The organism is Micromonospora sp. NPDC049175, assembly GCF_043197345.1.
Lineage (GTDB): Bacteria > Actinomycetota > Actinomycetes > Mycobacteriales > Micromonosporaceae > Micromonospora.
On record NZ_JBICSY010000002.1, the window covers coordinates 784,153 to 796,509 of the forward strand.

Annotated in this window: 12 protein-coding genes and 1 riboswitch; of the genes, 7 read left to right on the forward strand and 5 right to left on the reverse strand. The window is 72.0% G+C overall.

Annotation, left to right across the window (positions count from 1 at the left end; all coding sequences use genetic code 11):
- Positions 1-46: 46 nt before the first annotated feature.
- The 4 genes from eccCa to ACGFH8_RS10610 all read left to right on the forward strand — a co-directional run bounded on the left by eccCa (position 47) and on the right by ACGFH8_RS10610 (position 5,091).
- A complete protein-coding gene (gene eccCa / locus ACGFH8_RS10595; RefSeq protein ID WP_393365894.1) occupies positions 47-4,012 on the forward strand; it encodes a type VII secretion protein EccCa in 3,966 nt (1,321 codons plus the stop codon).
- 25 nt (positions 4,013-4,037) lie between these two features.
- Positions 4,038-4,313, forward strand: coding sequence for a hypothetical protein (locus ACGFH8_RS10600; protein ID WP_393365896.1), 276 nt, complete (start codon positions 4,038-4,040; stop codon positions 4,311-4,313).
- 165 nt (positions 4,314-4,478) lie between these two features.
- On the forward strand, positions 4,479-4,787 hold the full coding sequence (locus ACGFH8_RS10605; RefSeq protein ID WP_357758822.1) for a WXG100 family type VII secretion target: 309 nt from the start codon (positions 4,479-4,481) through the stop codon (positions 4,785-4,787).
- Positions 4,788-4,812: 25 nt separating this feature from the next.
- Positions 4,813-5,091: a WXG100 family type VII secretion target gene (locus ACGFH8_RS10610; RefSeq protein WP_393365898.1), complete on the forward strand. Its 279-nt coding sequence runs from the start codon at positions 4,813-4,815 to the stop codon at positions 5,089-5,091.
- Positions 5,092-5,219: 128 nt separating this feature from the next.
- Here ACGFH8_RS10610 and mycP read toward each other — a convergent pair whose 3' ends face one another.
- Positions 5,220-6,461, reverse strand: a complete 1,242-nt coding sequence (mycP, locus tag ACGFH8_RS10615; RefSeq protein ID WP_393365900.1) for a type VII secretion-associated serine protease mycosin — start codon at positions 6,459-6,461, stop codon at positions 5,220-5,222.
- A 50-nt stretch (positions 6,462-6,511) separates the two neighbouring features.
- Entirely contained in the window at positions 6,512-6,847 is a 336-nt protein-coding gene (locus ACGFH8_RS10620; RefSeq protein WP_393365901.1) for a helix-turn-helix transcriptional regulator, read from the reverse strand.
- Positions 6,848-7,074: 227 nt separating this feature from the next.
- On the opposite strand from ACGFH8_RS10620, the gene ACGFH8_RS10625 reads away from it, so the two are divergent.
- A complete protein-coding gene (locus tag ACGFH8_RS10625) occupies positions 7,075-7,797 on the forward strand; it encodes a carbonic anhydrase (RefSeq protein ID WP_393365903.1) in 723 nt (240 codons plus the stop codon).
- 57 nt (positions 7,798-7,854) lie between these two features.
- Here the strand turns inward: ACGFH8_RS10625 and ACGFH8_RS10630 are convergent, their stop codons facing one another.
- The 3 genes from ACGFH8_RS10630 to ACGFH8_RS10640 form a co-directional block, all read right to left on the reverse strand.
- Complete coding sequence (locus ACGFH8_RS10630) at positions 7,855-8,874, reverse strand: coiled-coil domain-containing protein (protein ID WP_393365904.1); 1,020 nt, start codon at positions 8,872-8,874, stop codon at positions 7,855-7,857.
- Positions 8,875-8,878: 4 nt separating this feature from the next.
- Positions 8,879-9,009, reverse strand: a riboswitch (cyclic di-AMP (ydaO/yuaA leader).
- 166 nt (positions 9,010-9,175) lie between these two features.
- Positions 9,176-10,549, reverse strand: coding sequence for a YibE/F family protein (locus ACGFH8_RS10635; RefSeq protein WP_393365906.1), 1,374 nt, complete (start codon positions 10,547-10,549; stop codon positions 9,176-9,178).
- Positions 10,550-10,780: 231 nt separating this feature from the next.
- Positions 10,781-11,077 carry a metal-sensitive transcriptional regulator gene (locus ACGFH8_RS10640; RefSeq protein WP_393365908.1) on the reverse strand — a complete coding sequence of 99 codons (297 nt, stop codon included), beginning with the start codon at positions 11,075-11,077 and terminating at the stop codon, positions 10,781-10,783.
- A gap of 96 nt (positions 11,078-11,173) precedes the next feature.
- On the opposite strand from ACGFH8_RS10640, the gene ACGFH8_RS10645 reads away from it, so the two are divergent.
- Both ACGFH8_RS10645 and ACGFH8_RS10650 read left to right on the forward strand, forming a co-directional pair.
- Positions 11,174-11,383 carry a heavy-metal-associated domain-containing protein gene (locus ACGFH8_RS10645; RefSeq protein WP_393365910.1) on the forward strand — a complete coding sequence of 70 codons (210 nt, stop codon included), beginning with the start codon at positions 11,174-11,176 and terminating at the stop codon, positions 11,381-11,383.
- Between the two features lie 13 nt (positions 11,384-11,396).
- The gene (locus tag ACGFH8_RS10650) at positions 11,397-12,353 is read left to right on the forward strand and encodes a hypothetical protein (RefSeq protein ID WP_393365912.1); all 957 of its coding nucleotides are present in this window, start codon (positions 11,397-11,399) and stop codon (positions 12,351-12,353) included.
- Positions 12,354-12,357: the final 4 nt, after the last annotated feature.

Genomic DNA, 12,357 nt, shown 5'->3' on the forward strand with positions numbered 1-12,357 from the left:
GTCCGCGGCGGCACGTCATCAGGCCGCTTCTGGGGAGGAGACAGCCGTGAGCACGGTGGTGTTCCGCCGGCTCCCGCGTCAGCCGGGACCGGCTCTACCGCGTGGTGAGGTGCTGCTGGAGTCTCCTCCCGAGCTGCCCGAGCCGACACCCCGCGGGATGGGGCAACTGCTCATGATCCTGCCGATGTTCTGCGGGGTCGGTGCGATGGCGTTCCTCTACGCCGGCAAGGGCGGCGGCATGATGACGTACGTCGCCGGTGGCCTCTTCGGTGTCTCGATGCTCGGCATGGCGATCGGTTCGCTTGCCAACAACGGTGGCAAGGACAAGGCCGAGCTGAACGCCGACCGGCGCGACTACATGCGCTACCTGGCCCAGATGCGCAAGCGCACCAGGCGGGCCGCCGAGCAGCAGCGGGCGGCGATGACCTGGCGGCACCCGGAGCCCGACGCGCTCTGGTCGATCGCGGCGTCCCGGCGGCTGTGGGAGCGACGGACCACCGAGGACGACTTCGGCGAGACCCGGATCGCGCTCGGCCCGCAGCGACTGGCCGTGGAGATCGTCCCGCCGGAGACGAAGCCGGTGGAGGACCTGGAGCCGATGAGCGCCATCGCGCTCCGCCGGTTCGTCCGCGCCCACTCCACAGTCCCCGAGTTGCCGACCGCGTTGTCGGTGCGCGCGTTCAGCCGGGTGGCGCTGCGCGGCGACCGGACGCCGGTGCTCGACCTGACCCGGGCGGCGCTCGGGCAGCTGGCCACCTTCCACGCCCCGGACGACCTGGTGGTCGCCGTGGTCGCCGCCCCGGACCGGCAGCCGTCCTGGGACTGGGTGAAGTGGCTGCCGCACGCCCACCACAGCGGGCGTACGGACGCCGCGGGCGCCCGCCGGCTGGTCTTCGCCAGTCTGGCCGAGGCCGAGGCGTCGCTCACCGCCGAGCTGGCCGGGCGGCCTCGGTTCGCGCCCGAGGCCAAGCCGCTGACCACCGCCCCGCACCTGGTCGTGGTGATCGACGGTGGCGAGATCTCGCCGACCTGCCAACTGGTCGGCCCGGGGCTGCTCGGCACCACTGTGATCGACCTGTCCGGGACGGTGCCCCGCGACGCCGGTCGCTGGCTGCTCTGCCTCGACGTGGCCGACGGAAGCTCGCTCGACCTGGTCCGGGGCACCTCGTCGTCGCCGCTGGGTCGTCCCGACCGCCTCAGTGCCGAGGCGGCCGAGGGGCTGGCGCGGCAGATCGCCCCCTATCGCCTCTCCCAGCAGCAGGCCAGCACCGATGAGCCGCTGGCGCGCAGCACGGAGCTGCCGGACCTGCTCGGCGTGGGCGACGCGGCGACGGTGGACGTGCAGCACACCTGGCGTCCACGCGGTCACCGCGACCGGTTGCGGATCCCGCTCGGCGTCGGCCCGGACGGCAACGTGGTCGAACTCGACTTCAAGGAGTCCGCGCACGAGGGCATGGGCCCGCACGGCCTGGTGATCGGTGCCACCGGCTCCGGCAAGAGCGAGCTGCTCCGGACGGTGGTGGCCGCCCTGGCGGTGACCCACTCGTCGGAGGAGCTGAACTTCGTCCTGGTGGACTTCAAGGGCGGCGCGACGTTCGCCTCCCTGGAGGCGTTGCCGCACACCAGCGCGGTGATCACCAACCTGGCCGACGAGTTGCCGCTCGTCGACCGCATGCGCGACGCGCTCGCCGGCGAGATGGTGCGCCGGCAGGAGTTGCTGCGGGCGGCGGGCAACTACGTCTCCCGCTTCGAGTACGAGAAGGCTCGGGCGGCCGGTGAGCCGCTGGCCCCGATGCCCAGCCTGTTGATCATCTGTGACGAGTTCAGCGAGTTGCTCGCCGCCAAGCCCGACTTCATCGACCTGTTCGTGATGATCGGCCGGTTGGGTCGGTCGCTGGGCGTGCACCTGCTGCTGGCCAGTCAGCGGCTCGAAGAGGGCAAGCTGCGTGGTCTGGACACGCACCTGTCGTACCGGATCGGTCTGCGGACGTTCTCGGCCGTGGAGAGCCGGATCGTGCTCGGCGTGCCGGACGCGTACGAGCTGCCGAACGCGCCGGGCCACGGCTACCTGAAGACCGACACCAGCACCATGCTGCGGTTCCGGGCCGCCTACGTGTCCGGGGCCTATCGGGCGCCGGGGCAGCAGGCCGCCGCGTCGCAGGCGTTGGTGCAGCGCCGGATCGTGCCGTACGGCCTGGACTTCATCGCGGCACAGGTCCCGCAGCTGCCGGTGGACACCGCTCCGGAGCCCGAGCAGCCGGCCGACGGCAAGGCCGTGGCGATGCTCGACGTGCTGATCGGGCAGCTCAAGGGTCGGGGCCGCCCGGCCCACCAGGTGTGGCTTCCGCCGCTGGCCGAGCCGCCGAGCCTGGGTGAGTTGCTCGGCCCGCTGGCCGTCGACCCGACCTACGGGCTGTGCACCGCGTCCTGGCCGGGGCGTGGGCGCCTGACCGTGCCGGTCGGGGTGGTGGACCGCCCGTACGAGCAGCGCCGCGACCCGATGATGGTCGAGCTGGCGGGGGCCGGCGGCAACGTGGTCATCGTCGGCCGGTCGCTGAGTGGCAAGAGCACGATGCTCCGTACGCTGCTCGCCTCACTGGCGCTCACCCACACGCCACGTGAAGCGCAGTTCTTCTGCCTGGACTTCGGCGGAGGCGCGCTGCGCAGCCTGGAGCGTCTGCCGCACATGGCCGGGGTGGCTGGTCGGCGGGACGTCGAGGCGGTACGCCGGACGGTGGCCGAGGTGGTCGCCGTGCTCGACGAGCGGGAGGCGCGCTTCGCCCAGCACGGCATCGACTCGGTGGCCAGTTACCGTCGTCGTCGGGCCGCCGGTGAGTTCGCCGACGACCCGTTCGGCGACGTGTTCCTGGTGGTGGATGGTTGGAACACGGTGCGCCAGGAGTACGAGGAGCTGGAGCAGACGATCACCACGCTGGCCAACCGGGGTCTCGGCTTCGGCGTGCACGTGGTGCTCACCGCCGTGCGGTGGGCGGAGATCCGGATCAACATGCGCGACCTGCTCGGCACCAAGCTGGAGCTGCGGCTCGGCGACGCGTCCGAGTCCGAGATCGACCGCCGCGCCGCGACGAACGTGCCGGAGAAGTCGCCAGGTCGTGGCCTGACCCGGGACAAGCTCCATTTCCTCACCGCCATCTCGCGGCTCGACGGTCGTCGCGACATCGACGACCTGAGCGAGGCGTCGCTGGCCCTGGCCGGGCACGTGGCCGCGAACTGGCCGGGTCGTCCGGCACCGAAGGTGCGGCTGCTGCCGCGTCGGTTGCCGGTGGCCGAGCTGGCCCGGATCATCGACCGGTCGGCGCCGGGTCTGCCGATCGGTGTCAACGAGTCGGCGCTCGCGCCGGTCTACCTGGATCTGGCCAACGAGCCGCACCTGACGGTCTTCGGCGACGCCGAGTGCGGCAAGACCAACCTGCTGCGGCTGATCGCCCGGGGCATCACCGAGCGCTACACGCCCGCCCAGGCGCGGCTGGTGATCGCCGACTACCGGCGTGGCCTGCTGGGCGTGGTGGAGGGCGACCACCTGCTCGACTACGCCCCGTCCAACCAGGCGTTCGCCCAGGGTCTCGCGTCGATCCGCAGCGCGTTGTCCAACCGGTTGCCCGGCCCGGACGTGACCACCGCGCAGCTGCGCGATCGCAGCTGGTGGAAGGGCCCGGACCTCTACATCCTGGTGGACGACTACGACCTGGTGGCCTCCGGTGGGAGCAACCCGCTCAGCGCCCTACAGGAGTTGTTGCCGCAGGCCCGCGACATCGGTCTGCACCTGATCGTCACGCGTCGCGTGGGCGGTGTGTCCAGGGCGCTCTACGAGCCGGTGTTGCAGCGGTTGCGCGAGCTGGACTCGCCGGGCCTGCTGATGTCGGGCAACCGGGAGGAGGGCACCGTGTTCGGCACCCTGCGACCGAGCCCGCAACCGCCGGGCCGGGGCACCCTCGTCCGCCGACGCGACGGCCAACAGCTGATCCAGACCGCCTGGGCCGAGCCGTCCTGATGGGACGGTGGGGACCGGAGAGGGGATGACGATGCCGCAGGCGATGCTCTACCTGTTCGTCTACTTCCTGCTGACCATCCCGGTCTTCCTCGGCCTGGCGTTCGTGGGCCAGGTCCGCGGATCGGTGCGGGCACGGCGAGCATCGGAGTTGGTGCTGGTCACAGGCATCGCCGCGCTGGTCCCGGTGGTGCTGCACCGCGCGCTCGACGTGCCGGCGCTCTGGCCGGCGGTGGCGCTGCTGGTGGTCCTCCTCGTGATCGGCGTGGTGCTGCGGGTCCGCTCGTACTCGCGGTCTGCCTGACCCGATCCACGGGGATCCATCGGATGGCATCGGCCAGGGCTGCGAGGGCTGGACGTATTCCGCTACGGTCTCCACAGGAGTGTCCGTCGGTGGGGTGTTGCTGCCTTGCCGCGGGGGAGGGGTGCGGCAAAGCCGCCACCACAACATGACGGAAGGGTGTGAAGCATGGCGTTCGAGGTCGAAGCTGCGACTCTGCATACCGCCGCGAGTGACGTGCGGTCCACGCGCAGCGAGGTTGACGGCGAGCTGAAGAAGCTCTGGAACGTGGTCGACGACCTGGCTATCGCGTGGAAGGGCCAGGCGTCCACGGGCTTCCAGTCGCTGATGACGCGCTGGAGTGAGGACACGAGCAAGCTGCTGACGGCGATGGACAACATCGCCGACCTGCTCGACAAGTCGGGCACGACGCACGAGGTCAACGACCAGGATCAGCAGCAGATGCTGGACAAGTTCCACTCTGCTCTCAACCCGTGATCCGCAGCCAGCAGAGGAGGAAATCGTGACGATCAAGGTTGACTACGCGGTCCTCGAGAGCAGCAACCAGCAGATGCAGGCCATCTCGAAGACGCTCGAGGAAAAGCTCGACACGCTGCGGGCGATGCTGACCAAGCTCCACTGGGACGGCGAGGACCGGGTTGCCTACGAGCAGCACCAGGCGAAGTGGGATGCGGCGGTCCAGGACATCAACCGCATCCTGAACGAGATCGGCGGTGCCGTCGGCATCGCCCGGGAAAACTACCTCAGCACCGAGATGAGCAACTCCAAGGTGTGGAGCTGAGGCATTCACCGATGCGGCTCCGGTCCGGTTCACCCGGGCCGGAGCCGCGTTGTGTTTAAGGGCCTGCGTCAAAGCCCTCGGCTCGACTGAGGGCCTTCGTCAAAGCCCCTGGGCGCGCGGAGCGACGGTCAGCCGGCGGCCGGCGCGTCGGGGCGTCGGCCCGGGCGCCAGCCGCGTCGGCGGCCCCGGGCCACGATCGGTCGCGCGATCAGCAGCAGCACGGTGAGCAGCCCGCCGACCGCCGCGGCCCAGATCGCGGCGACGCGCTGCCAGCGCAGTGGGTCGTCGTGCGCGACGGGCGCCGGGAGGGCGGCGGCCGGCGGGTTCGCCCGGGTGCCCAGCAGGCCCGACACCGCCCGGTACGGGTTGACCACGCCGTAGCCGATGTCGCCGTTGTGGCCCTCGGGTGGGTTGTCCGCGGTGCGTTCCAGCCGTTCGGCGACCTGCTGCGGGGTGAGACCCGGGTAGGCGGCCCGGATCAGCGCGGCCACTCCCGAGACGTACGCGGCGGCATAGCTGGTCCCGCCGGTCGGCTCGCCGCGGTAGCCGGACCCCTGTGGCGCCGGCCCGATGATGTTCAGCCCCGGTGCGGCGATGTCGACGTAGTCGCCGCTGATCGAGCTGCCCACGTGACCGCCCTGCTCGTCGACGCCGCCGACCGCGATCACGCCGGGGTACGCGGCGGGGTAGCCCGGCCGGTCCTGCTGGTCCTCCGTCCGGTTGCCGGCGGCGGCGACGAGCACCACCTGCTTGGCCAACGCACGGTCGACGGCCGCCGTCAGCTCGGGGAGGGGGACGGTCGTGAGGGACAGGTTGATCACGCCGGCGCCCTGTTCGACGGCCCAGTCGATCGCCGCGGCGATCTGCACGGGAAGTTGGGGGTCCCTGGTGTCCTTGAGGTTCGGCAGGACCCGGATCGGCAGGATGCGGGCGGCCGGAGCGACGCCGCTGAACGGGACGCCGGTGCCCTCTCGGCCGGCGATGATGCCGGCGATCATCGTGCCGTGCCCGACCAGGTCGCACTGGCCCTGGTGGGCGGGCAGGTTGTTGAAGTCGCGACCCGGGAGCACCTGGCCCGCGAGCAGCGGATGGGTGGCGGAGACGCCGGAGTCGATCACCGCGACCGTCACTCCGGCGCCCCGGGACAACGGCCACGCGGCGGACGGCTCCAGCCGGCGCAGCGCCCACGGCATCGCCGTCAGGGCCTCCTCGCTGGCCGGGCCGCAGGCCGGCGGTGCCGCTCGCGCCGGTGTGGGCGCCACCAGGGCGGTGCCGAGCAGAGCAACGAGCGCTCCACTGAGGACACCGCGAGCGGCACGGCCGCTGCGGCGGAACGGGTGGGTCGCGCTCAACGGCGGGCATTCGCGCACCCGCAGAGATTACCGCTGCGTCCCGTGGCGCAGCGGCCCGGCGAGGTGGGTCAGGCCTCGGTGCCGACCTCCGGAGCGGGCGTCTCGGCGAACAGCGCGAGCAGGGCGCCGACCTGGCGGTCGGCCTCGGCGGGGTGCCGGAACCGGCCGGCCGGGTTGAGGGTGTACTCGTTGCGCCGTCCGACCCGGGTGCGGTGCAGGTAACCACCGGCTTCCAGGTCGGCGACGATCGCCTGCGCGGCCCGTTCGGTCACCCCGACCTCGGCCGCGACGTCGCGGAGCCGGGCGGTGGGGTCGCGGGCGATGGCCAGCAGCACGTGCCCGTGGTTGGTGAGGAACGTCCAGTTCCGCCCGCCGCCGGTATCGCCCGTCGCAGTGCCCGCCATCGTGTGACCGCCTCTCCGGACGTCCGTCCTGCCCTCGGGAGTCTCGCCCGCCGTGCGCTCGGTGCGCCACCCAGGGGTCGGACCCGACGTCAACGTATGAAATCTAAATCACGCATACCTTGACGCGTCTTGGGGTGCGTGTGACCGTGGAGCCCGGGCCAGCGCCGCCGCCGGCCCGGCTGAAAAGCCCTCTGACCAGGTCAGACGCGTGAAGACGAGGTGCGGGGATGAGTCGTCCTGGAACTCCCGGCGGGCAGCCGGGTCCGCAGCGGACCGCCGACCGGGCGTCCGCGCCCAGTGAGCCGGCCCGGGCGTACGCCGAGCTGACCACCGGAAACCGGCGCTTCGTCAGCGGCGCCCCACGCCACCCCAACCAGGACGCCGGGCACCGGGCCGCCGTGGCCGACGGACAGCACCCGTTCGCGGTGATCGTCGGCTGCTCCGACTCCCGTCTGGCCGCCGAGATCATCTTTGACCGGGGGCTCGGTGACCTGTTCGTGGTCCGCACGGCCGGGCACACCGCCGGTCCGGAGGTGCTCGGCAGCGTGGAGTACGCGGTGACGGTCCTCGGCACCCCGCTCGTGGTGGTGCTCGGCCACGACTCGTGCGGGGCGGTACAGGCGGCGCGGGAGTCATCCGCGACGGGCACCCAGCCTCCCGGGCACCTGGGCGCGGTGGTCGATGCCGTGCTGCCCAGTCTGCGTCGGGCCGAGGCCGAGGGCGTGCACGACATCGACGGCATCGTCGACATCCACATCGCGCAGACCGTCGAGACGCTGCTCCGGCAGTCGCCCGTGCTGGCCGACGAGGTGGCGCAGGGGCGGTGCGCGGTGGTGGGCGTGTCGTACCGCCTCGCCGCCGGAGTCGTACGCCCGGTGGCGGCCGTCCCGGCCGGCTTCGCGTCGCTCGACGTGCCGACCGGGTCGGCCGACCCGGCCACGGCCGCCTGACACGTCGAGGGCCGCCCCGCGTGGTGCGGAGCGGCCCTCGACGAAGGATCCGGTGGGTCAGAGCAGTGACATGTGCACGTGGTCGGTGTGGTTCGACGGCCCGCTGTACGACTTCCAGCCGCTCGCCGGGAACCAGATCTGCCGGTTCCAGATCACGTAGTAGATGCCGAGCCGGTCGGCGTTACGGATGAGGAAGGCGGCGACGTTGTTGCCGTACATCCGGGTGTCGTTGTTGTGCCACGGGGCGAAGCCGCTCTTCTGCAGCGACCAGTCACAGGCGCGGCCCTTCGGGTGCTCCCACGGCCCGCCGGAGCGGTAGCAGCCGACGAACCGGTTGAAGCCGGCCGCCTTGACCTCCTTGTACGCGTGCAGGGTGCGTGGCGTGATGCAGCCGGACGTGGTCGGGTCCTTCTCGCTGCAGGACTGTGCCTTCCAGTCACCGTCGGCGGTGCGGCCCGGCCCGATCTTGGCGACCTTCGAGGTGGCGTCCACCAGGCCGCCGGTGAAGCCCTTGCCGCCGACCAGGGAGAGCGCCTTGTCGGCCTCGGTCTTCCGCTTGGCCATCACGGCGGTCTGCTTCTGCTGCTCGCGGACCTCGGTGTCGAGGAGCAGCTTGGCCTGCTCGGCGCGGGACTTCACCGTGTTGACCTCGGCGAGCTTGTTCTCGTTCACCATGTTGATCTCGTCGAGCATCGCGGCACGTTGGACGAACGTGTCCGGAGCGTCGCTTTCGAGCAGCATCGCGAGCGCGCCGATCCGACCGGTCCGGTACGACTGGGCGGCGATCTCCCCGACCTGTGGCGCCAGCGCGTCCAGGTCGGCCTTGGCCCGGTCCACCTCAAGCGCCAACTCGAGCTGCCGCTTCTTGGACTTGTCCAGTCTGGACTTGGCGGCGGAGTAGTCGCGGTTGGCCTGCTCGATGACGTCGTTGAGCAGCTGGGGCTCGCCGTCCTCCTCGTGCCCGGACGGCGTGGGGGTCGTCGGGGCGGCGTGGGCCGGGAGGGGCCCGGCGAGCACGGTCAGTGCGGCGATCACGGCCACCACGGGTGTCATCCAGCGGCGTAGGGGTGCCGTCACAATGTTCCCTTCCGTCGACCGCCGACCGGGTTAGCTGACGGGTTCGGGGCGGAAGTGGCCCCTACCGCTGACGCGGATTCACCCCACACACCTGGGTCCCCGGCTCGCCGGTTGGCGATTGGGCGGTGGCACCGCAGGCGCCGCTTCGCGCCTTCATCGGTAACCGGCAGCGAGGTTACCCGAGAGTCGACTGGGTGAGCTACGCCTGGATGCCGACCAAAAGTGTCATTTCGCCATAGCGGTGGGTAACCAGTGACGCGGTTCTCAGGTGGGGGACCCGATCTGGTCACGCTGAGGAGTGTCACCATGCCGTATCCGTGCTCCTGTTCGTCTCCGGCCACCCGTCGGTGGCGGTGGATGGGGGCCGGGTCCGCGTCTGGTCCGGCTCGTCGGGTTGCCGCGATCGCGGCGCGTTGAGGGCGGCCAGCGCCTCCGCCCGGTCGTCCGCCCGGGGGCGCGGCCGGGTGGCATCGACGGGCGGCGTGGTGTCGGCGCGCCCGGCCGCGGTCACGATCGCGGCCAGTCCGGTGGTCAGCGGCACGGCGGCGATCAGCCCGAGTGTCGCGACCGCGCTGCGGACGATCTCCTGCGCGAGGAACTCGCTGGTGAGAAGCTGCCCGATCGGCCGCGCGTCGGCGGTGAGCAGGAGCAGCAGGGGCAGCGACGCGCCCGCGTACGCCAGCACGATCGTGTTGACGGTGGAGGCGATGTGCGCCCGGCCGACACGTGTCGCCGCACGGTAGAGCTGCCTGCGGGTCAGCCCGGGATTGGCGTTCGCCAGCTCGGTGACGGTGGCCGCCTGGGTGACCGTCACGTCGTCGAGCACCCCGAGCGACCCGATGATGATCCCGGCGAGCAGCAGGCCGTGCAGGTCCACGTCACCCTGGAACATCGACAGAGTCGTCGCGTCCTCGCTGCCGAAGCCGGTGAGGTGCGTTGCCCCGGTGGCGATGGTGGCGAGCGCGCCGGTCAGCACCAGGCTGCCCAGGGTGCCGAGCACCGCGACCGAGGTCTGCGCGGTGACGCCGTGGGTCAGATAGAGCACCACGAACATGATCAGGGCGGCGCCGACCACCGCCACCAGGAGAGGTGACCGGCCGGCGCCGATGCCCGGCAGCACGAAGGTGAGCAGGATGGCGAAGCTGGCCGCCAACCCGGCGAGCGCGGCCAGCCCCCGCCACCGGCCGAACGCGACGATCGCGGCGGCGAAGACCACCGCCAACCACACAAGTGGGGTGCCGCGCTGGTGCTCGGCGATGTTCCAGTTACTGAGCGTGGGATCGGTCGGGTCGGTCAACTCGACGAGGACGACCTCGTCGCCGACGTCGACCCGTGGCGCGCCCGGGCCGTCGGGCACCGGTGTGCTCACCTGTTGGCCGGCGGCCGGTCCGTCGTCCACCCGGACGTCGACGGTGCCGCACGGCCCGTTGCCGACCCTGGGTGTGCCCTCCGGGCTCGACGGCAGCGGCGGGCACGGTTCGGTCACCACCCTTGTCACCGTGCCGGCGTAGCGCGGCACGTCCGCTCCGCCGTCGGTCCGCGGTGCTCCTCCGCGCGGCCAGAGCAGCGCCGCGGCGACGACTGTGGCGACGAAGAGGGGCACCACGGTCATGACGAGGATCCGTCGCACCCGGGGCGGGGCGGACGGAGCGGGGCGGGCGTGGTCGGAACCCAAGTCGAGACTCCCAACGATCCGGTGCGGGATACGTGCCGGCGGGCCGCGCGGTTCAGTGTCGTCACCGAAAGGCGGCGCGGGGCGCGGCGGATCGCGAACCGACGACCACGCGATCACGGACGGTCAGTGCCCGGCCCTGGTTGCCCGGAAGTCGGCCCCTCGCCGCGGTGCCGGCACCCGGGCGTGTCGTCAGCCGCGCTGCGTCAGCCGCGCTGTATCTGCCGCGCTGCGTCAGCCGCGCTTCATCAGCCGGCCGACCGCCGCCATCATCTCGGTGGCCATCTCGTCGGCCCGTCCCTCGGCCGCACCCTCGTGCATGCAGTGCCGGGCGTGCCCGTCGAGCAGCCCCAGCGCCACCTTGTCGAGCGCGGCCTGGATCGCGGAGATCTGGGTGAGCACGTCGATGCAGTAGCGGTCGTCGTCGACCATCTTCTCGACGCCGCGGACCTGCCCCTCGACTCGGCGGAGCCGCGCGAGCAGCTGGTCCTTGCTGGCGGTGTACCCGCGGATCGGGGTGGGTGCGCTCATGCCGACCAGGATAGCCTACCCCCTGGGGGTATGGTACGGTGCACTTCCGAGGGGGATACCCCCACCGGGTACCGGTACGCAGAGGGAGACGATCCGATGGTCAACACGACGTTCCAGGTGCAGGGCATGACCTGCGGGCACTGTGTCAGCGCGGTAAGCGCCGAGGTCGGCGCCATCGCGGGCGTACGTGACGTCCAGGTCGATCTCGCGACCGGGCAGGTCACCGTGAACAGTGAGCAGCCCCTCGACGTGCAGGTCGTCCGGGCCGCCGTCGACGAGGCCGGCTACGACGTCGTCGACGCGTGAGCGGGGGGCCGACATGCGTACCGTGACGAGAGTGGCCGGGTTCGCTGTCGGCCTCGCGGCGATCTTCGGCGCGACGTACGGGGTCGGCCGGGTGGTCGACCGCGCCCCGGTGGCCGAGGGCCGGCACGACGGCCACGCCGACCCGGCGACGGGAGGGCACGGCGAGCCGGCCGACCGGATTCCCGGTGGACTGCTCGTCTCCGACCGCGGCTACACCCTCGACCCGGTCGACGCCCCGGCCGACGAGTTCGCCTTCCGGATCACCGGTCCGGACGGCCAGCCGGTGACCCGGTACGACGTGGCGCACGACAGGAGGATGCACCTGATCGTGGTCCGCCGCGACCTCTCCGGTTTCCGGCACGTGCACCCCGACCTGGGGGCGGACGGCACCTGGCGGGTCGGCACGCCGCTGGCCGGCCCGGGGCAGTGGCGGGCGTTCGCCGACTTCACACCGACCGGGGGTGAGTCGCTGACGCTCGGCGTGGACGTGACGGTCCCCGGTGAGCTGACCGACCGACCGCTGCCCGCCCCGGCGACCAGCACCACCGTCGACGGCTACACGGTCACCCTGACCGGCTCGCCGCAGTCCGGCCGCACCGCCCCGCTCACCTTCACCGTCAGCCGGGACGGCCGGCCGGTCACCGACCTGGAGCCCTACCTGGGCGCGTACGGGCACCTGGTGGCGCTGCGCCGGGGCGACCTCGCGTACCTGCACGTGCATCCGGACGGGACGCCGGGCGACGGGCGGACCCGGCCCGGCCCGGCCGTCAGCTTCCTCGCCGAGGTGCCCTCGACCGGCGCCTACCGGCTCTACCTCGACTTCCAGCACGGCGGGACGGTGCACACCGCCGAGTTCACAGTCGTCGCCGGCACCCCGCCGACCGGGAACAACCCGAGCGGACCCGCACCGAGCGGACCCGCGCCCAGCGGCGGCGCCGACCACGGCACCCCCGGGCACGGGCACAACTGACGGG